The sequence below is a fragment of the Paenibacillus dauci genome (assembly GCF_000971985.1).
Taxonomy (GTDB): Bacteria; Bacillota; Bacilli; order Paenibacillales; family Paenibacillaceae; genus Saccharibacillus; species Saccharibacillus dauci.
In genome coordinates, this window is record NZ_KQ040798.1 from 270233 (window position 1) to 290124 (window position 19892).

The 19892-nt window shown below is 48.5% G+C and carries 16 protein-coding genes and 1 riboswitch; of the genes, 5 read left to right on the forward strand and 11 right to left on the reverse strand.

Annotated elements, in window-relative coordinates; genetic code table 11:
* Window positions 1-15 precede the first annotated feature (15 nt).
* A complete protein-coding gene (locus WH46_RS01185; protein ID WP_046225423.1) occupies window positions 16-1782 on the reverse strand; it encodes a cache domain-containing sensor histidine kinase in 1767 nt (588 codons plus the stop codon).
* Between the two features lie 3 nt (window positions 1783-1785).
* Window positions 1786-3129, reverse strand: coding sequence for an extracellular solute-binding protein (locus WH46_RS01190; RefSeq protein WP_052714068.1), 1344 nt, complete (start codon window positions 3127-3129; stop codon window positions 1786-1788).
* 345 nt (window positions 3130-3474) lie between these two features.
* Between WH46_RS01190 and WH46_RS01195 the strand changes: the two genes are divergently transcribed.
* Window positions 3475-4869: a family 43 glycosylhydrolase gene (locus WH46_RS01195; RefSeq protein ID WP_046225424.1), complete on the forward strand. Its 1395-nt coding sequence runs from the start codon at window positions 3475-3477 to the stop codon at window positions 4867-4869.
* A 236-nt stretch (window positions 4870-5105) separates the two neighbouring features.
* Here the strand turns inward: WH46_RS01195 and WH46_RS01200 are convergent, their stop codons facing one another.
* Entirely contained in the window at window positions 5106-6086 is a 981-nt protein-coding gene (locus WH46_RS01200) for a DMT family transporter (RefSeq protein WP_017811302.1), read from the reverse strand.
* Window positions 6087-6225: 139 nt separating this feature from the next.
* Window positions 6226-6379, reverse strand: a riboswitch (FMN riboswitch).
* A 437-nt stretch (window positions 6380-6816) separates the two neighbouring features.
* On the opposite strand from WH46_RS01200, the gene WH46_RS01205 reads away from it, so the two are divergent.
* Together WH46_RS01205 and WH46_RS01210 are read left to right on the forward strand one after the other, a co-directional pair.
* Window positions 6817-7110 (forward strand): hypothetical protein, encoded by a 294-nt coding sequence (locus WH46_RS01205; protein ID WP_017811303.1) that lies wholly within the window; start codon window positions 6817-6819, stop codon window positions 7108-7110.
* A 193-nt stretch (window positions 7111-7303) separates the two neighbouring features.
* Window positions 7304-8137: a carbonic anhydrase gene (locus WH46_RS01210; RefSeq protein ID WP_052714070.1), complete on the forward strand. Its 834-nt coding sequence runs from the start codon at window positions 7304-7306 to the stop codon at window positions 8135-8137.
* Between the two features lie 101 nt (window positions 8138-8238).
* Here the strand turns inward: WH46_RS01210 and WH46_RS01215 are convergent, their stop codons facing one another.
* The 5 genes from WH46_RS01215 to WH46_RS01235 all read right to left on the reverse strand — a co-directional run bounded on the left by WH46_RS01215 (window position 8239) and on the right by WH46_RS01235 (window position 14497).
* Window positions 8239-9051: a CYTH domain-containing protein gene (locus WH46_RS01215; protein ID WP_046225714.1), complete on the reverse strand. Its 813-nt coding sequence runs from the start codon at window positions 9049-9051 to the stop codon at window positions 8239-8241.
* Between the two features lie 218 nt (window positions 9052-9269).
* Window positions 9270-10592, reverse strand: coding sequence for an MBL fold metallo-hydrolase (locus WH46_RS01220; protein WP_046225426.1), 1323 nt, complete (start codon window positions 10590-10592; stop codon window positions 9270-9272).
* Window positions 10592-12253, reverse strand: coding sequence for an ABC transporter permease (locus tag WH46_RS01225; protein WP_046225427.1), 1662 nt, complete (start codon window positions 12251-12253; stop codon window positions 10592-10594). Before WH46_RS01225 ends, WH46_RS01220 begins: the two co-directional genes overlap by 1 nt.
* Before the next feature lie 30 nt (window positions 12254-12283).
* The gene (locus WH46_RS01230; protein WP_046225428.1) at window positions 12284-13321 is read right to left on the reverse strand and encodes an ABC transporter substrate-binding protein; all 1038 of its coding nucleotides are present in this window, start codon (window positions 13319-13321) and stop codon (window positions 12284-12286) included.
* A gap of 156 nt (window positions 13322-13477) precedes the next feature.
* Window positions 13478-14497 carry an ABC transporter ATP-binding protein gene (locus tag WH46_RS01235; RefSeq protein ID WP_046225429.1) on the reverse strand — a complete coding sequence of 340 codons (1020 nt, stop codon included), beginning with the start codon at window positions 14495-14497 and terminating at the stop codon, window positions 13478-13480.
* A gap of 283 nt (window positions 14498-14780) precedes the next feature.
* Here WH46_RS01235 and WH46_RS01240 point away from each other — a divergent pair, with 283 nt between their 5' ends.
* Window positions 14781-15665, forward strand: coding sequence for a LysR family transcriptional regulator (locus WH46_RS01240; RefSeq protein ID WP_046225430.1), 885 nt, complete (start codon window positions 14781-14783; stop codon window positions 15663-15665).
* Window positions 15666-15902: 237 nt separating this feature from the next.
* Here the strand turns inward: WH46_RS01240 and WH46_RS01245 are convergent, their stop codons facing one another.
* The 3 genes from WH46_RS01245 to WH46_RS01255 all read right to left on the reverse strand — a co-directional run bounded on the left by WH46_RS01245 (window position 15903) and on the right by WH46_RS01255 (window position 18972).
* The gene (locus tag WH46_RS01245) at window positions 15903-17234 is read right to left on the reverse strand and encodes an MBL fold metallo-hydrolase (RefSeq protein WP_046225431.1); all 1332 of its coding nucleotides are present in this window, start codon (window positions 17232-17234) and stop codon (window positions 15903-15905) included.
* Window positions 17235-17571: 337 nt separating this feature from the next.
* Entirely contained in the window at window positions 17572-17820 is a 249-nt protein-coding gene (locus WH46_RS01250) for a type B 50S ribosomal protein L31 (protein ID WP_017811312.1), read from the reverse strand.
* Window positions 17821-17952: 132 nt separating this feature from the next.
* Window positions 17953-18972: a globin-coupled sensor protein gene (locus tag WH46_RS01255; RefSeq protein WP_046225432.1), complete on the reverse strand. Its 1020-nt coding sequence runs from the start codon at window positions 18970-18972 to the stop codon at window positions 17953-17955.
* Between the two features lie 166 nt (window positions 18973-19138).
* Between WH46_RS01255 and WH46_RS01260 the strand changes: the two genes are divergently transcribed.
* Entirely contained in the window at window positions 19139-19879 is a 741-nt protein-coding gene (locus WH46_RS01260; protein ID WP_046225433.1) for a DUF2161 family putative PD-(D/E)XK-type phosphodiesterase, read from the forward strand.
* Window positions 19880-19892: the final 13 nt, after the last annotated feature.

The following is a 19892-nucleotide window of genomic DNA, read 5'->3' on the forward strand; positions in this document are numbered from 1 at the left end:
CCTTTACTGCTCGTATCAGGAAAATGGGATGCATATCCTCACCTGCAGACCGCCTTGCTCCAGATTGTACAGACGCAGCCCATATTCCTGGCCATAACGCAGCACAATCCGGCGATGTACATTGACCAGTCCATGTCCACCCGGCCCTTCCGGCAGTACTCCCTTGTTCATTTTGTCATACTGATCGGCAAGCTCCTGCTTTTCCATCCCTGGTCCATTGTCCTGCACGATAATCTGCATGCTGCCTGCTTCCCGGCGAACAGTGATGATGATGTGCACATCTCCGCGTCCTCTTTCCAGTCCGTGAACGATTGCATTTTCTACAACCGGCTGCAGCGTCAGCCGTATGATAGGACAGTTCAGCCACTCTTCCGGTGCATTCACTTCATAAGACAGACGTTCTCCATAGCGAATCTGCTGTATCGCCAGATAACCCTGTACATGATCCAGCTCCTGCGCAATCGTCACGTCCGTATGCTCGCCGCCGATACTATAACGCAGCAGTGCACTGAGATGACCGGTCATCTGCACAATCTCCCGATTATCTTCCAGCTCGGCATACATACTGATCGATCCAAGGGTATTATACAGAAAATGCGGATTGATCTGACTTTGCAGCGAGGCAATCTGTGCATTTTTCTCCCGAATCTCTGTTTCGTACAGTCGGTAGGTTAATTGTCCCAGCCGGGAGACCATCATATTAAAGGCACGACTGAGATGGCCGATTTCATCCGTATTTCTCGCCGGCAGTTCGATATCGAACTGTCCTCGCTCCACCAGCTTCATCGAATCGCGTAGTCGGCTGAGCGGACGGGTAATACGCATCGAATGAATGACCGACAGCAGTACAGACAGAATCAGACACAGGCCGCCCAGCCAGATCATTTGCTGATTGATCCGGCTCGCATCCTGCAGTAGTACCGATAGAGGAACTGCCTGCAGCACGGTCCAGCCGGTGACCGGCGAAGTCTGATAGGTCAGCAGTACAGGCTGACCATTATTGTCCAGCGTGAGCGTGCCCTCTCCCCTATAGCTGGCAAGTACCTGATTGGTTAATGCAAATGAAGGACTGCGATAAATGTACTTTCCCTGCTGATCCACCATTGCAAATGCGGAAGTCTGCGAACTCTCCAGATTGCGTATACGCTGGATCAGCGCTTCCTTCGGTACATCAATCACCAGCGTGCCAAGCGGACGTCCATTCTCCAGACTGCGAATCTGGCGAATAATCGAGAACACTTCGTAGGTTGAGCCATTATCCGACAAGAGAGAATGAGGAGCGGCAAAATACCCTTTACCTGTCACTTCGGCTCCAGCTGGCACGACACGATCTTGATCTGCAGCTTCAGCAAATCGTCCTGGACTATCCGGAAGCTCTACATAGGAGCGGGCATGCGCTGATAATAGCGAGACTCCGGCCACATCGACCCGTCCATTCACCAGAATCCGTCGGACAAAGCTTTCCAGCAGCAGCCTCTGATCATATATATCCCCGTTCAGATGATCTGTACCGCTCTGCTCCAGATAATTCAGCAGTTCCGGCGACTGATACGGTGTTACTGACAGCAGAACCAGCTCATTCATAAAAGCATCCGTATTAGCTGTAAATTCCCGTACCACATCAGCCTGATATCTGCCGACATTCGCCTGAATGGAATTGGAATATCCGATACTGCTGATCCAGGACGAGATAATGAGTGGTATAGAGATTAGTACGGTATTCATCAGAATCAGGCGATTGACCAGTCGCATATTTTTCCATCGTTTCAGCCATTTTCTCATGATTTACTCCTTTAAAATGCCATTGATCAGAGGCTCCAGTCGATTCAGCATCTGATCGACCGTCTGCTTGCCATACCAGAGCTTCTCCAGTTCATTGACGAGTGCATCGCTGACTTCGCTCTGCTTGGGATGCTCTGGGAAATACTCCACACTATTCGCGGCTCCTGCATATTCCCGCCGATAAGGCAGCGATAGATAAGCTTCCGATGCTGCCTGGTCGCGTACAGCAGGTACATGCCCAGCCTTGCCCCATACTGCCCCATGCTCTGTCAGCCACTGTGCAAATTTCAGCGCTGCAGCAAGACGCTCGGGATTCTGTGCACTGTGTGCCGGAAATGCCAGTGTATGCGCATCTCCCCAGGAACCAGGCTGATCATAAATTTGTGGAAAAGGCATCACCCCAAAATCCAATCCGTCTACCTGCTCAAACGAGCCGATCGACCATACACCGAGAAATAGTAGTGCCGCGCGTCCCTGGGCAAACTGGCTGGTCGCATTGCTAATATCCGGCGGGATCAACTTCTGATCATACAAGGAAGCGACCAGCTCCAGCGACTGGCGCGCAGCCGGCATATTCAATGCTGCCCGGCTGCCATCCGGAGTATACAATACACCCCCGTCCTGCATCTGTGCATAGAGTGACCACCATAGCCAGAGCGAATCAATCCTCACATTCGGCACTGCCAGCGGTGCTACATCCTCAGGTACCTTGCGCTGTATCGTCTGCAAGAATTCCATAAACCCTTTTTCTCCGGGCTTCATAATGACCTGTCCATCCTTGTAGACGCCTGCCTGCTGCAGCCATTTTTTGTTGTAATACAGCACACTAAAATGAGTATCCAGTGGCAGACCATAATGATTGCCCTTGATGACTGTACGCTGCAGAATCGATGGATTATAACGCTCCCACTGTACACCGGCAGATGAAGCAGCAGAGCTGATATCCGTGATAAACCGGGCAGGTACATACTGCGCATACATCGAAGCATGGACGACCGCCACATCCGGTGCTTCCTCGGTCACAATCGCTGTAGATAGCTTGGTATAATAATCGTCCAGCTTATTATTTTTCATCGTTACCCGGATATGATCGGGATTCTGATCGTTATACTGCTGAACCAGCTCTTGCATAAATGAAATATCTCCGCCGCTAAATGGTGTCCAGAATGTAATTGATATTGTTTTTTCAATTTCTCCCTCTGCTGCTGACGGGGTGATCGTATCATGCCTGCGGTTCGATTCCAGTGCATACACACTATAAGCCAGCAGCAAAAGCAGCACTGCTGCTACCGCCAGTATCCACAGCCTGCGTCCGAGACTTCCATAATATTTCCGTTGCTGCCGCATCGGCTGCCTCCTTTATCAAATAAAATGTATATATCGTATACACTGTTTCTGTCTGAATAACGGTTATCCTAATTCCTGTACAATTCTGTAGATGAGAGATGGACTAATATCGATATCGTTCAACAACATCTGCCTGTTGGCAAGGAAGTATAACCTCTTCTTTCCTTTTTGGGAATGTGCTGCGCAATAATCTCCAATGGAATGTCCATTCTTCCAAAATATTGTCCTGTTCGCTGGAAGAGGTCTACTGTAGAGTTCTAAATGTAAGCGTTTTAATAATTCAAGAGAGGGGTTGGCTGAATGAAATCGCATCGACTTATTATTAAAGGGGGATTCCTATTTATAATGGCTGTACTGATACTTAGCAGCAGTTACACAGGCATGGCATCCGCTGACAAAGCACATACGAGCAAGTCCAATTCGACCAAAAAATTCTATTCTGTCATTATGCAGGATGGCGCAGATCCATGGATGTACAAACACAGCGACGGATTTTATTATTTTACCAAAACCACCGGCAATAACGTGACCATCTGGAAGTCCTCTACGATTACAGGTATCGACGCCGCCGAGAAGCGCGAGATTGCGACCGGTGGACAAAATGTATGGGCTCCCGAGATTCATTATCTGCAGGGTGCCTGGTATATCTATTACGCCAAGGATGACGGCGACAATGCCAATCATCGCATGTATGTCATGGAAAATACCTCAGCCGATCCAATGCAGGGTACCTGGACAGACAAAGGACAGATCACCGATACTACCAACCGCTGGGGCATTGACGGTACCGCATTCGAAGTCAAAGGCCAGTTGTACTATATCTGGTCCGGCTGGGAAGGCAGTGAAAATGTCAGTCAGCGTCTGTATATCGCCCGTATGAGCAATCCATGGACGATCAGTTCGGAAAGGGTAGAAATTGCCCGCCCGGAATATGCCTGGGAGACCAATCATCAACCCAATGTTAATGAAGGCCCGCAGGTCTATGTCAAAGGCCGCACGATCAATCTGCTCTACTCTGCGAGCGGTAGCTGGACCAATGACTATTCACTCGGTCTGATCACTGCTGATACCCGGAGCGATCTGCTCAAACCTGCTTCCTGGAACAAGCGGGACAAACCGGTATTCGCCTCTGCCAATGGTGTGTATGGCCCCGGTCATGCCTCTCTCACCACTTCCCCGGATGGGCGTGAAGACTGGATTATCTACCATGCTGCCAAATTTGACGGCTCTGGATGGAATCGCGAGATCCGTGCACAGGAATTTGACTGGAATCGAGATGGTACACCGGATCTGGATGAACCGACAGCTGCCAACGAACAGGTCAGCTTGCCTTCTGGAGAGCCCAAGCACACCCGTTATGAAGCGGAAAATGCTGTATTCGGCGGTGGTGCTTATGCTTCTTCCAGCGAAAATGGCTCACGTGGTTCCAAAGCCGGTCATATCGATCAGCCGGACAGCTATGCAGAATATAAGATCAAGATTCCGGCAGATGGTTCGTATATCCTCTCTGCCCGCACTGCTAATGGTACGACAGGAATGGACTGGTCCACATTGATGCTATCGGTGGATGGCGCTGCTCCCACTCCTTTTTATATTACCAATAAGGGCTGGGAAAACTGGGGACTCTCCACTCAGCTACTGGAACTGGATCGTGGTCAGCATACGATTCGTTTCTCCAAAGGAGACGGATATGGAGAGATCGACTTTTTTGATATCGCACCTGTCTCCGGCCGTAAATAAGGGATTGAAAAAACTTGCGCGTACAGGTTATGCTAACGAGCTATCTGCTGTATAGCAAGGCAGATTATTTCACAACAAGAAATGCAGAAATACGTCTATAAAACAGAAAAAAACTGCTGTCTCACATCCGCACCGGACGAATGAGACAGCAGCTTTTTATTTTATATATTCGCAAAAGCTTGTTTATCCTCTACAGAAAGCGGATGCTTCCATATTTTTCTACTTTACTTGGCGGTTCAGGAAGCCATGGGAACGGTATTTTTCGCTTCGGAAGGCTGTTGTTGACGGGAAATCACGAACAGTACCCCCCAGATCAGCAAGAAGCCGAGCAGCTGCGACCAGGTTACAATCTGCTTATAGACGATCCAGTTGATCAGTACACCTACCATCGGGAAGCTGAGTTCTGCCAGTGTAGCTACCGATGCTTTGGTCGTAGACAATCCTTTGTAGTACATCAGCAGGCTGAGCAGACCCGGCAGCAGTGCCTGACCGAGCAGGTTAACGATAACCAGTGTAACCGGCAGCGCACCGGCAGGCAGGCTCCACGCTGCATTTTCGTTCAGTGTCATGAACAGCAGCAATGGAATCGCCAGAATAAAGCGCAGAGAAGTGACCGTTTCATATTTCATCTTGCCGACCATCAGACGACCCATTACAGTCGATCCGCCCCATAATGCTGCTGCACCGAGTGCCAGCAGTGAACCGACCTGCGCAAAATCACCCATATGACCGATTGGAATGGCAAATCCGAATGTCAGCAGATACGTACCGCCGAGTGCCAGTACGAACAACCAGCCAAATCCACGTGGCAGCATTTCCTTGAGCAGCAGGCGAGCCAGTACGATCGCGAAGATCGGCTGAAGCTTTTGCAGCAGTAGCACGGCATTCAAATCACCATGTGCAAGTCCCATTGTAAACAGGACTGTGGCGAGCGCCGAGCCGCCCCAGGAAAGGAACAGTAGCGCCCCTACATGCTGCCATTTCAGGCCGCGCAGTTCATGCCGGTTGATCCACAGGATCGGTGCGGCGAACAGCAGTGCAACCAGATGCTCGAGCAGAACAATCTGGGTAGAGGTAAAGGAATCCAGCAGAATAATCCGGAACAGCGGATCAATACCCCATAAAGCTGCCCCGATAAATACAAGCCAGAACCCGCTTTTAATATGACGTTGTTTGGCAGATGATGCAGATTGGATACGTACATTGGCATTTTCCATAATTCAAACTCCTCGTATGATTAGAATTTGAATAGGAGATCTTAATGCGGAAAGCCCCTGATATCGAAAATTCGACAGTCAGGGGCTTGATCAAATAAACGTATGCGGCATCAGTAAAGAAACCGGCATAAGCCTATTTATTGATCTTCTCCCATCCGGACTTTACCGTCGGCTCTGGATTTGCACCAGATCAGTCATCTGCTTCACAAACAAAGCAGTGAGTCGCGGGCTGCTGCTGACTATTGTCAGCAATCACCGCCGGTCAGGAATTTCACCTTACCCCGAAGATCTCTATTCGATTAGTAGAATACGTTTCTTATTAACCCTGAAAATCCTTTTTGAAATTTCCACAGGTCAATCTTTCAATATGTCTCATTATAAAGATACTTTTAGTAACTTGCAATAGTTTTTATACGGATATTGGCATATACGAGCTTTTTCTTTTAATTCCGATCAAAAAACTTAGTTATAGTATCGCTTACCCTTTTCATTTTGTAAAGAAAAGAGCTGGAAGAAAATGATCACAAGTAGTCATATCGAAACAAAGTAATATTATTCCAAATTTTTTAAATATTTTTAAACCACTGCTTGTGCTATTAAGATATAGTAGCTATATTACCATGAATATCTTAAAGTTACTTAGTTGTCATTTTTAGGTAACCTCTTGTATAATGGTAAACGTTCTATAGATTTAGTTCACAATATACATATTTGAGAGGGGTATTTTTTCATGAGTAATTTGCCGCAAGACAACTATCCACCAGGTCAACAAGGATATAACACAGGAGTAGTAAGCTTCAAGGAATGGATGATCACTATGCTGCTGATGGCTATTCCTATCGTAAACCTTGTTATGCTGTTTGTATGGGCTTTTGGTGGTAACACTAATCTTTCCAAATCCAACTATGCCAAAGCAGCATTGATCTGGATAGTTATCGGTATCGTCGTGTCGGTTATCTTTTCTGTTCTGTTCGGCGCAGCAATCGCAGGTCTGAGCCAATATTCTACAGAATCCAGCTACTAATTATAGCCAAAGAAGCTCCTTTCGCAGAGGAGCTTCTTTTTTTTATGTCTATTCTCTTCTTGATCCTTCCCTCTTTCTTTCATTTTTATCGATTCATTATAGAATGTGACGGTTCTCATTTCTCATTTAATTCATAATATGTATTATTTTACAATGTGAATCTATTACTATTCTATTCGAAAGAAGGATCATAATGAATCGAAAATGGCAATACACTACATTATCGGCAGCTGTTCTGCTGCTCGCTGGCTGCGGCCAGACTCATCAGGCCGCCTCCTCCGTGACCACGCCCGGTGCCTCTGCATCTGCTGCCCATTCAGCTATCTCTACCACAGCAGCTCCTCACTGGTCTTACGATCATGAGCACGGACCCGCCCACTGGGCAGAACTTGAGACGGGCTTCTCCACCTGTCGTACCGGTCAGCAGCAGTCCCCTATTGATATTGAAGATGCCCAGTTGGTACCTTCTGCTACTGTACATCCGGTCAAGATTCATTATGGCACTACACCAGTGAACGTGATTAATAACGGTCATACCATTCAAGTCAATGTACAGAATACAGATAACTATATCACGATTGAAGGTCAAAAATATACGCTGGTCCAGTTCCATTTTCATCATCCAAGCGAACATCAGATTGATGGCAAAAATGCAGCCATGGAGCTGCATCTGGTACATAAAAGCGCAGATGGTCAAAGCGCAGTTCTCGGGGTTCTGATCCAGCCTGGCAGTGATAACAGTGCCTTCCGCCAGCTGTGGGAGCATCTACCGGATCAAGCAAGCGAAGAGGCCGTTCCTTTGACCGAGCCCATAGAGCTGTCCCATCTGCTGCCTGCAGATCATCATGCAGTTCATTATACCGGCTCGCTCACTACCCCGCCCTGTACCGAACATGTCAGCTGGACCGTCCTGCAACAGCCGATTCAGCTATCCAAGGAACAGATTGAGCGTTTTGCGACTATTTTCCCCGATAACCACCGTCCGGTTCAATCCATTGGCTCCCGGCAACTATATACCGAACAATAACTATAAAAATAAACAGGCAGGATGCTCCTATACGGAATTCCTGCCTGTTTATTTATTTTAAGTACTTATATGATTCTCATAAAACGATCATCCGCTTACAATCAGTAACGATCCAGTACAAGCTGTGTTTTGAGAGAATCCTGTGGCACAAGCCAGCCTTCCTTGTTCAGATAATCCATCAGCTTCTGACGATTGGTCGCAGCATCTGCATACTCATCTGCCTTAAAGGAGATTTCGATAACCGGTTCTGTAGTGGAACCGTCTGCACTGCGGATGGGCCATACTTCTACATCTACCTCAAGACCGTTCCATGTACCTTTGTATTTGCTGGCCATAATCGGACCATAGGCACGCGAATCTTTCAGCTGCTGCTTACCCCAATGGGATTGATCGTTCCAATCATCCAATTTGCCCGGAAGTTTATCCAGGATCATACCCAGTGCTTTGGAATCCGATGGTAGCGTGGCTTTGGAGTCCGATGCTTTGACATCCTTGTCATTGGACAGACTTAGTGTCTGCTTGCTATATCCCCAGTCGATCTCTGCTTCATAGTTGGTATCGTCTGCATCAAATCCTTCCTTATTGGCCAGGTTCAGCGCAGCATTGATATCTCCATTAGTTACAGCGTAACGCTTTTTATAAGTAATTTCGTAATTCTTTTTATCTTCTTTTTTGCGCAGACGTACATTCCAGCCCTGCTCGTTCAGACTTTGTGCATCTGTGTCAAAGTACTCGACGGCAATTTTCTGTGCAGTGCCCGGCAGTGCGAAGGCACTTGTCAATTCTGCATCCGGAGTAGAATCGGGATCAAGCACGTTCTGATTCAATACAAATTTCACTTCGTAACCGGGTGTCATATTGGCAGCGGCTTCCACTGGTGTAGAAGGCTGAATCATAATGAATGATCCTGCCATCACTGTACTGCTTACCCATACTGCGACCGTCTTTTTCCAGTTCTTCAACACATTATTGTTCACGCTGTTGTTCTCCCCTTATTCATGAATTGGTGTAAGGAATGTTCTTACCCATTCATTGTATCGACTGTGGATTAAAGGGGATTCATTCTTTCTATGCCAAATGATTAATTATATCCATAATCTCTATATGCCAACCATCAATTATTCAATACCGGTCAGATACTCAGTCTGGCAGAGGGTATAAGAGAATGAATATGACGGAATCCTTCCTGTTCCAACCTCTCCACCAGACGGTCGGTATGGGATTTGGGTGCATGTACAAGTACAGTAGGCGGATCATTCAGATCGTGCAGCATCTGACGTACATCCGGCAGTCCCTGGTGAACCTTATAGCGTACATGATGTACAGCACAGCCGGTCTGCTCTATTTTATACTGATCCAGCAGTCTTCGTCCAAGTGAACCTGCAGCCAGATGACCAGTCAGAATAATCGTATGATGGGACTGTTTGGATAGATATTCATAGTGCTGCCGGGCAATTATGGACTGCATCATGCCATCGGTTACCAGCACGATCGCCTGCGGATATCGGGAATACAACTGCTCAACCGATTGATCACTATTGATCCGGTGCAGATTGGGAGAACAAAGTATCCGCTTCAGCCGCTGGAGAGCATTGCTGTGCAGCCAGCCTGAATAATTGGCAAATAGTTCGATCCCCTGCAGTAACACTTCCTCGACCAGTACCGGGATACCCGGATATTGTTCGCTTGCCCACAGCATGAGCTCTTGCCCTCTTCCGTAAAGTGGAACTGGCAGCAATACAGAGCCGCCTCTGTCCAGAGCATGATCCATATGCTGCTGCAAGTGCGACAGCTTGCTGCGCTGCTGTTCCGGATCATCACCATAGGCTGCATCCATAATGGCCAGATCCAGATCAGGCAATATCCCCTGTGCCGTTGGATTCGAAGATCCTCGTGCATAATGAAGCGGACGATCGGCATCCAGTAGCTGGGATTCACTCGTGTAATCGCCGGAGAAAAAGATTCGTTTTCCTTTCCAGGACAGTGCGATCCAGATCGAGCCGGGCAGATGGCCCGAGCGTCCCCAGCATACTTCCAGCTCCGGCAGCAGGATGCCCCACTGCCCTGACGGAATCACATCTTCCAGATAACGGTAACGGATACTTTGCACGTCACAATCATCATATGGACGCGCTGCTGCATGCTTGTCCGTATACCTTTTCCAGGCTTCAAAATAGGTCGGCAGCTGATTCGCTGTCGCTCTTGTGGTCCATACCTCTCCCTGATATCCGTTACGGTACAATACCGGCAAAGCAATACAGTGATCTTCATGAGCATGGGACAGAAATACCGCCTTCAGTCCACCGATCCATTCATCCATATGTTCCATCAGCGGATACACACCGCCGTTTTCCTTTTTGACCCCATAATCCAATAACACATGCTGCTGATCCGCTGTCAGCAGATAGCTTGATCGTCCATGTTCTCCCGCGCCGCCGAGTACTGTCAGTTCCATCAGACCTTTTGTCCTCCACGCGCCGAAGGCAGTACATTCAGAATAAGCAGCAGGATCGTCGTAATTCCGACCGAGACAACAGCCATCGCCATTCCCATCGAGACGGCTCCCTGCTCAAACTGGGCAAAAATATACGTAGCTGACGTCTGCATGGATGGCGGAAGAATCAACAGAGAAGCGACCAGCTCACGATTAGAAATAGTAAATGTCATCATCCAACCGGCGATAATGCCGGGGATCAGCAGTGGCAGCAGAATACGCCGGAATACATACAGCGGTCTGCCGCCAGCCATCGCTCCTGCCTGAAGCAGCACCGAATCAATCTGACCATAATTGGCTTTGACGTATTGCACCGTATAGGGAAGGAACAGAATAACATAGGTCAGTACCACCATACCGTATGAGTTATACAGAGGGACCGGCATCCAGGGCGAATTCCAGAACAGAATCAGACCGACAACAATCACAATACCCGGTACAGTATTGGGCATCAGACTGAACAGATCGATCCACTTCTGCGACATGCGTTGCCCACGACTTACTTTCAAAGCCAGAAATGTACCGATGATCACAGCGATTGTCGAAGCGGCCAGGGACAGTGTAAAGCTGTTCAGTAGCGCTTCCAGACTGTCTGATCCCGGCTGCAGCAGCTCTGCATAGTGCTTGAACGTCCAGTTGCCGGCAGCTATCCCCGCACCGCGCAGCTTCAGCAGCGAAGCCGTAATAACGGAAAAATACGGAATTCCAATCGAGACCAGCAGCAGCAGAGCAATATACAGCCAGCTCAGCAACCCTTTCCAGCCGGTCAGCGTATAGCCCTTTTTGCGAGATCCTTTGCCTCCGGTCAATCGGTACGAATAACGACTGCTTAGAATGCTCTGTATGTACCACATCACCAGACAGGCACTCAGCAACAGGGACGCCAGCGCAGTAGCTTTACCAAAATCAATCGGCCAGCTGGAAATGTATTTGTGAATCTCCGAAGTCATTACATAGTAACCAATCCTGCGGCCAAATGTAGCCGGCGTACCGAATTCGGCAATCGTTTTGACGAAAATCAATAGAACGCCCATCGCATAACTGGACAGCAGCAGCGGCAGAATAATTCGCCGAAACCGATAGCCCGGCGTACCGCCATGGACAGCGCCTGCTTCTTCCATACTGCCGCTGATCTGCAGCAGAGTGTTGCGCAGAATCAGATACAGAAAAGGAAACAGATGCAGACTCATAATCATGACCATCCCGCCCAGACTGAAAAAGGCCGGTGTCCATGCAGCTGCAGCTGGCAGCAGCTGTTCCATATAACCGTTCTTCTGCATAAACAGCATCCAGCCCATCGAGCCGATATACGGTGGTGTCATAAAAGGAATCAGCAGCACTACATCCAGCCAGCGCTGTCGTCCCAGCGGCGAACGTGCCATAATCCATGCCAAAGGCAGGGCAAGAGCTGTCGTTACAAGAATAACCAGTATGCCGAGCCATAGTGAATTAAAAAGCACAGAAGCCAAATTGCTGCCAGCAATGATCTCCAGCGGAGCAGCAAGATCAATATGCCCGTCCCGTTCGATCGCCGTATAGAAAATCAGCAGCAGTGGAAAAACAATGAGTACGGTCAGCAGCAGAAACGCTGCAGCCGTACTCCATTTACGATAATGGATCATAGGATTCACCCTCAGATGGATTGATAGATATTACTGGTACAGTCCGGTAAAACGAGTAGCCACTTCTTCACCATGCTCATCCATCCAGTCCCACTTCACCGGGTAGGTCGGAATATCAGCCAGATTGGTGCGATTCTCTGCCTGAATATCGGTTCGCCCTGGCAGCAGATAAGCACCCGCTACCAACTTCTGGGCATCATCGGACAGCAGATAATCGATAAACTGCTTGGCCTGCTCCTCATGCTTGGTCGTCTTGATAATAGCTGCCGGACGCGGACTGATCACAGTACCCTCTGCCGGATACACGATATCGACAGGCTCTCCATCCGCTTTGGCTTTGTAAGCCATATAGTCGACACCAGCTGCCACTACATCTTTGGCACCGGTAATGACCGGATCAAGTGCTTCTTGATTGGCTCCTGCCATGGCTACACCATTTTGTCGGTACTGCTCAAATAGCGACCAGCCGTTATCTCCCTTGGCGCTCAGATAGCCGGTAATAAAGTCCAGTGCCGAGCCAGACAGGGAAGGATCGGGAATATTGACTTTGTCTTTCCATTCCGGTTTGGCCAGATCCGCCCAGGAAGTCGGCGGTGTCTTCACCTGACCGGTGTTGTAGACGATACCCAGTGCCGATGCACTGTAGCTAAAGTAATTACCGTTTGGATCAGACCAGTCTTTGACCAGCTTGTCGCTGTTGGGTGCACCTGTATAAGGAAGTGTCAGACCATCTTTGGCCATCGACTGCATGGAAGGCAATGAGGCCAGTACCACAACGTCCACGACCGGATTGGATTTTTCCGCTTCCATTCGGGACAGAATCTTGCCGGTTGTTCCCTGGAACATTTCGACCTGAATACCGGTCTTCGCTTCAAAGCCTTCTTCGATCTTTTTGGCCAGTCCTTCGGGTCCCGCACTATATACGACGAGAGTCCCGCTATTTTCTGTTTTGCCGTTGGCGGCCTGACTTACACTGCTGCCGGTTGTACCGCAGCCTGCCAGTGCAGTTCCCATTACTGCTGTAATAGCGAGTAAGCTTGCCTTTTTCCATGTCTGATTCCATTTCATTGGATAATTCCTCCTGTATATGAACGTATTATTGGTAAATGACCGGGTATCAATAAAGCACTGATTCTCCTGCTGTATTCAAACATTTGGCTATTCAGATATTCACGCATTCAAGCGGCGATCAATTCGCCGTTTCGATAATATTCAATCTTTCATTCAGGAAATATGCTGACGACTACTATGCAGTGTATCTGTCGCTTCTCTACTAGCTACGCTGCATACATGCTGGGGAGCAACATGGATCTGTACTTCCTCGCCCGGCTGCAGCCGCTGGGTATGATAGGCAGTCCAGATTCGCTCCTGTCCGGCGTCGATCTCTATTTCATACCGGTCTCCCATATAACTGACCCTGCGAATTATAGCGCGGTAGGTATGCTCGCCAGCTTCACGGGTAGTCTCCCAGCATCCATGCTCCGGCCGGAACAGGGATTGTCCCGGTTCGATCCAGTTGGAGCGTCCAATGAATCGTGCAACAAACGAATCCGCAGGATTCCGGTAAATGTCTTCCGGCGTACCGCGCTGCAGAACGCTGCCTCCTTGCATAACGATAATCTCATCAGACATCGACATCGCTTCTGTCTGATCATGCGTAACATACAGAGCCGTAATGCCCAGCTCCCGTACCAGATTCATCAGCTCATGCCGCATCTCTTCTCTCAGCAGCGCATCCAATGCACTGAGCGGCTCATCGAACAGAATGAGTCCCGGCTGCATAACGATAGCCCGGGCAAAAGCGACCCGCTGCTGCTGTCCACCTGACAGCTGATGCGGTTGCCGCTGCTCCATGCCTGTCAGCCGTACCTGCTCCAGCGCCCGCTCCACGGACTCGCGAATCTGCTTTTTCTGGCCGGCTGCTTTCAGGCTGAAGGCAACATTTTCATATACGGTCATATGCGGCCATAAGGCAAATTCCTGAAATACCATGCCAAATTCACGCCGATGCGATGGCATATTAATGCGTTTTTGCTGCGAGAAGACCGGTTTGCCATCAGCGAGTACTTCGCCGGTATCCGGCGTCTCCAGCCCGGCGATCAGACGCAGCAGCGTTGTTTTACCACAGCCGGAAGGTCCCAGCAGTGTGGTGAATTTGCCTGCAGGAATTATCAGATCCACAGGCTTGAGCGCCTGCACATTCCCGTAGCTCTTGCTTACTCCCTGAAGCGTAATTTGTGTCATTGGTGTATTCCCCTTTTAACTCATTGTTCCATGATTATGCTTGTTTCATGATTATTCAGTTAGGCGGTAAAGGTAAATGGTGCCTGTCATTCAATCAGATAATTGCTCTCTGAATTCAGTATAGCTACGGAGTTTATGTATTATATGCGGATAATGTAAACGAAGTATCAATTTTAACTATGATGTCTTTTGACAGTCATCGAATAAATCTATGCTAGATTGAACAGAGGATAACAAATCAGACCCCATTCCATAACGAAGCGGGGCATGGAGGAAATCAATCATGAATCTGATCAAGCTGCAAATTGTAGAATTGCTGAACAAGCATCAGAAAATCACTGCGGTTGCAGATGAGCTGGGACTCAAGCAACCTACAGTTACCTTTCATATGAAAAGTCTGGAAAAAGAATTGGGTGTTAGCCTGTTCGAATCGCGCGGCGGCAAAGTCATCCTGCGCGAACCGGGAAAAGCGCTGCTGCATTATGCTGTCAAAATCAATGCACTTGCGGCAGAATCCAGACGAATCGTACAGGAATTTGGCGCGCTGGAGCGTGGACAGCTGCGTATTGGAGCCAGCTATGTACCAGCTACCTATCTGCTGCCGGAAATTATTCACCAGTTTAGCCTGCAGCATCCGGGTGTGAGCATCTCGATTGCAGTGCAGACGTCACCGGTAACACGAGAGATGCTGATTAATCACGAGATCGATCTGGGAATTATGCTGACTGAACCTTTTGAACATCCCGCCCTTGTCAAAGGACTGATCGGCGAAGATCAGCTGGTTGCCATTTTCTCGCCAGATCATCCGCTGGCGGCAGAAGAAGAACTTCGTCTGGACCTGCTGCAACAGAGCCGCCTGGTACTGCACAGCGGCGAATCCAGCACACGTCAGCTGAGCGATCGCTGGATGAACGATATCGGGCTACAGCCCCTTCACTATATGGAGCTGGACTCTGCCGAAGCGATCAAACGCTCGGTAATGCTGGGCGGCTCTGTCGCTTTTCTTTCCAAAATGGCTGTTGAAGAGGAAGTACGTCAGCATCGTCTTCAAATGAAAGCACTGCCTGGCTTGGATCAGCGACGGTATCTGTATTATGCCTACAATAAGGAGCGTCATTATTCCGGTCTGATCCATCGTTTTGCTTCCTGTCTTACCCATACCAACTAATCGGAACAGACAAGGTGTTGCTTAGAACAAACTTATGCAGATGAGGGATTCAGAGGTTGAGAGGGTTCAGGGGTCTAGATATCTAGAGAGCGAACAATAAAATAGAGTAAATATACAAAAAAGCGTACCGCTGAGAAATCTCTTCTCTGCGGTACGCTTTTATCGTTATGAGTCTTTACCAGCTCTTTCTATTAGACATCTGCAAGTCCGATTCCCCAATTCCTCTGCTTGCATGGTCTAAAAGTAAAGCTGGTCTTCCGGCTGCAGAGCATGTACCTGCTGGAATCCTTCCTGCTGCAGCCGAAGGGCCAATCCATCTGTACGGGGCCGGGTCGCATGTACCAGCAGAGTGCGTGGACTTTTGAGATCGAGCAGCATCTGGCGCACATCCGGCAGTCCCTGATGTACCTTGTACCGTACATGATGAATCTGGCAACCACGCCGTTCCATATCCATAAGCAGTGCACGTCCGAATGATCCATAAGCCAGATCCCCGGTGAAAATAACACGATTCGCCGAGCCTGCAGCCATTCGGGTATAATGCTGCTGGGCTTTGACCGATTGCATCATACCATCGTCGGTAAACACTATCGAACGGGGATAACGCAGAAATAGCTCTTCCCTGGAATCATCGTCATACATCCGGTGCAGCCGTGGATGATGCAGCAATCGCTCAATACGCGCCATCCCGTCAGCACGCAGCCAATGTGGGTCTGCTGCGAACAATTCCAGCGCATCCAGCAGATCCGATTCGACCAGAATCGGGATCTCTCCGTACTGTTCACTCGCCCAGATCATCAACTCCTGTCCTCTTCCGTACACGGGAACCGGCAGTAAAATAGCCCCTCCCTGCTTCAGTGTTTCCTTCATATAGCGATTCAGCTGGGACAGCTTGTTGCCCTGGCGATCGGTATCCACTCCATAGGCTGCATCCACAATAGCAAGATCCAGATCCCGGATTTGACCTGGAGCAGGATAGGCACGCGACAGGATACGAGAATGATGCAAGGGCCGATCTGCTTCCAGCAGCCTGGATTCAGCACTGTAGTCGCCGGTATAGAGAATCGTTTTACCCTGCCAATGGATAGCAATCCAGATAGAACCCGGCAAATGACCTGCTCTTCCCCAGCATATTTCCAGATTCGGCTGAAGCCAGGTCCACTCTCCGCGTGGCGCGGTATCCTCGAGATAGCGGAAACGGATACTGGATATCGTCTCTTCGCCAGCCGGCAGCGAAGCATATTGACGATCAGCAACAGCATATTGATGTTCTTCCAGCGCCTTGAGACAAACCGGCAGCTGCCGGATCGTCGCCCGGGTCGTCCATACCTCACCGGTATATCCATAACGCTCCAGCAGCGGCAGTCCGATACTGTGATCTTCATGCGCATGTGACAAAAAAACAGCCTGCAGCCGGGACATGATATGCGTCAGTTTGTCTGAAGAATTCCCGGATTCCTCTGCTATATCCATTCCACAATCCAGCAGTACATACTGCTCTTCCTGCCGGAGCAGATAACTGGAACGGCTCTGCTCGCCTGCTCCACCTAGAATAGTAAGCTCCATCATGATATTCACTCCACCTGTTTTAACCATTTTTCAGCAGAAGCAGATTTCGTTCGTATTTACTTTGCCAGTTCGATCGGATGAGATAATGGTTTCTTGAACAGTATATCTGTCGAATTTGTATGCAGTGTGTGGTTAATGTAAACGCAGTATAAACTTTTCCATCACATACCAGTATTCGTTTTAATCATGCGCATACACTTATGTACATCCGGTTTACGAATTTGCTAAAAAGCACAAAAAAAGCGTACCGTATGCATAATGATTATGCACTCGGTACGCTTTTTATGACGGTTCACAACGCAAATGGTTGTGAAGATAAGCTCACAATAGATACGTCTTAGTTTTTCAAGCCGTATTTTTTGTTGAACTTGTCTACGCGGCCACCAACGTCTGCGTTTCTTTGTTTACCAGTGTAGAACGGATGAGAAGCAGAGCTAGTATCAACACGAATTACTTGATAAGTGTTGCCGTCTTCCCATTCCATTGTTTCGCCGGAAGTTTTAGTTGTTCCACTCAGGAACTTATATCCGCAGCTTGGATCCAAGAAAATAGCCTGTTGGAATTTAGGATGTCCTTCTTTTTTCATGAGTAATCACCTTCGTTCATAAAATTAATCACGCTCTTCCTATTATACACTCATACCTCAAAAAGTCAAAGAACTTCTGTTTTTTTATCAAACTTTTTTTTGCTCATTATTTCTGTTCTATTCCGGGGTGAATCAGCTCCTGCATTCTGCCTGTTGGAGTTCCTCCAGCTCACGTGCTACCTGTTCAATCATCTGAGCAAAAGTCGCCAGTTCCTGTGAACTGCCTGCCTGCTGACGGGATAATTCCACATTATGCTTAAAGCTCTCTTCTACCTGATTCAGACGTGACATAATAACTTGAAGCGTACCATTAATATCTTTTAATGCATTCTGCGAGGAACCTGCCAGCTTGCGTACTTCCTGTGCGACAATGCTGAATCCGCGTCCATATTCTCCGGCATGAGCTGCTTCAATAGAAGCGTTAAGACCGAGCAGATGCGTCTGATCCGACAGCTCCCGCATAATGGACCCTACTGTACTGATCTGCTTGACTTCATGCCCCAGACTGTTCATCTCCTGCAGGGACAATTCCTGGGAAGCGGCAATATGCCCTGCCGAATCGGAAATATCACGCGCATTCTCATTCAGCCTTACAATCATGCTACTCATCCGGTCGACTACTTCGGTTACCGATGTCAGCATATGCTGCTTCTGATCTGCCATTTCCTGGATCTGCTCCTGCTCTCGTTCTCCATATGCCTCCAGTACAAGCTGGGAATCCAGATTGAACATGCGTGTCAGTGCATTGAGTACAGGCATCCACTGATCCGGCAGTTCCCGTTCCAATACCCGTGCAGCGATATCCGTGTAGGTCATGTACGTACCCAGGTAATAATCCAGATTCAGTCCGATCCGGGAATGAATTTTGCCAATTTTGAGACGATGCTCAATAAATTCTTCATTAATAACGCCGCCGGCAAGCGAAAGCCAGTAATCCCGCTGGGTCTGCTTAAGACGATGCACCGATGATCCATTGCTCTGGATAACACGCTTCAGATCCGGATACTTATCGATATGATCATAAAAATAGTCGACTACTTCATCAACCACTTTTTCAAAAATTGCGCGATATGAAGCCAGCATCTGCACGTCTTTATCCGTCAATCGGATGTATTCGAGCTGCCGCCGGCGCTGAGATGAAACCTCTATCATTATGAATCCCCCTGTGCGGTATATAGTGATTCTGCTATAAATATTGCTTAATCTTCTATTTACTAACAGATAACATGTAATTTACATCGGAGAATAAACCGTTTTAGTTTAGAGTAGTTCAAATATGGTATACTTTCAGCAGCTTAATTGAAGGAGAACTGGAACCATGGCTGTACAGCACGAGACCGAATTATATTTACCGATCAAGGATTTTTTTGCCCGTCAGGGATACGATATCAAGAGCGAAGTCCGGCACTGCGATCTGGTGGGTCTGCGAGCGGGTGACACTGAGCCTCTAATTGTCGAAATCAAAAAAACGTTCAATCTCCCGCTTCTGTTGCAGGGAGTTGAACGTCTCAAACTGAGTAGTAATGTTTATGTAGCGGTCGAGCGCAACCGCGCCAAAAAGGGCGCGCATAATCAGCGCTGGGGAGAGCTGACCGATCTTTGCCGCCGTCTGGGCCTTGGCCTCCTGACAGTGACATTATATAAAACCAAATCCCCATTTATTGAAATATTATGTGAACCGATCCATAGCAGTGCTCCTGCACGACAACCACGCAAAGGTAGTCGAAAACAGCGGCTGCTCAAAGAATTGTCCGAGCGCAGTGGCGATTATAATCTGGGTGGCAGTACCGGAGTCCCCCTTATTACTGCCTATCGTGAGAAGGCACTGCGTATAGCGAACGCCTTTGGCGAACAGGAGACGCTGTCTCCTCGTCAGCTGCGTGATCTGACCGGTATTGGTACAGCTGCAGATATTTTGCAAAACAACTACTACCGCTGGTTTGAACGTGTCTCCCGCGGACGCTATCGCCTCACTTCGACAGGTCGCCAAGCATTGATCGATTATGCCCATGTCCTGCAGCCGATAGATGCTATCGAGTCCAGCGAACATCAATCATAACTAGACAGCTTAC

Excerpts from the sequence above, each read along its gene's own strand:
- WH46_RS01185 (WP_046225423.1), bottom strand. The coding sequence starts at position 1,782 with ATGAGAAAATGGCTGAAACGATGGAAAAATATGCGACTGGTCAATCGC.
- WH46_RS01190 (WP_052714068.1), bottom strand. The coding sequence starts at position 3,129 with ATGCGGCAGCAACGGAAATATTATGGAAGTCTCGGACGCAGGCTGTGG.
- WH46_RS01195 (WP_046225424.1), top strand. The coding sequence starts at position 3,475 with ATGGCTGTACTGATACTTAGCAGCAGTTACACAGGCATGGCATCCGCT.
- WH46_RS01200 (WP_017811302.1), bottom strand. The coding sequence starts at position 6,086 with ATGGAAAATGCCAATGTACGTATCCAATCTGCATCATCTGCCAAACAA.
- WH46_RS01205 (WP_017811303.1), top strand. The coding sequence starts at position 6,817 with ATGAGTAATTTGCCGCAAGACAACTATCCACCAGGTCAACAAGGATAT.
- WH46_RS01210 (WP_052714070.1), top strand. The coding sequence starts at position 7,304 with ATGAATCGAAAATGGCAATACACTACATTATCGGCAGCTGTTCTGCTG.
- WH46_RS01215 (WP_046225714.1), bottom strand. The coding sequence starts at position 9,051 with ATGGCAGGATCATTCATTATGATTCAGCCTTCTACACCAGTGGAAGCC.
- WH46_RS01220 (WP_046225426.1), bottom strand. The coding sequence starts at position 10,592 with ATGGAACTGACAGTACTCGGCGGCGCGGGAGAACATGGACGATCAAGC.
- WH46_RS01225 (WP_046225427.1), bottom strand. The coding sequence starts at position 12,253 with ATGATCCATTATCGTAAATGGAGTACGGCTGCAGCGTTTCTGCTGCTG.
- WH46_RS01230 (WP_046225428.1), bottom strand. The coding sequence starts at position 13,321 with ATGAAATGGAATCAGACATGGAAAAAGGCAAGCTTACTCGCTATTACA.
- WH46_RS01235 (WP_046225429.1), bottom strand. The coding sequence starts at position 14,497 with ATGACACAAATTACGCTTCAGGGAGTAAGCAAGAGCTACGGGAATGTG.
- WH46_RS01240 (WP_046225430.1), top strand. The coding sequence starts at position 14,781 with ATGAATCTGATCAAGCTGCAAATTGTAGAATTGCTGAACAAGCATCAG.
- WH46_RS01245 (WP_046225431.1), bottom strand. The coding sequence starts at position 17,234 with ATGATGGAGCTTACTATTCTAGGTGGAGCAGGCGAGCAGAGCCGTTCC.
- WH46_RS01250 (WP_017811312.1), bottom strand. The coding sequence starts at position 17,820 with ATGAAAAAAGAAGGACATCCTAAATTCCAACAGGCTATTTTCTTGGAT.
- WH46_RS01255 (WP_046225432.1), bottom strand. The coding sequence starts at position 18,972 with ATGATAGAGGTTTCATCTCAGCGCCGGCGGCAGCTCGAATACATCCGA.
- WH46_RS01260 (WP_046225433.1), top strand. The coding sequence starts at position 19,139 with ATGGCTGTACAGCACGAGACCGAATTATATTTACCGATCAAGGATTTT.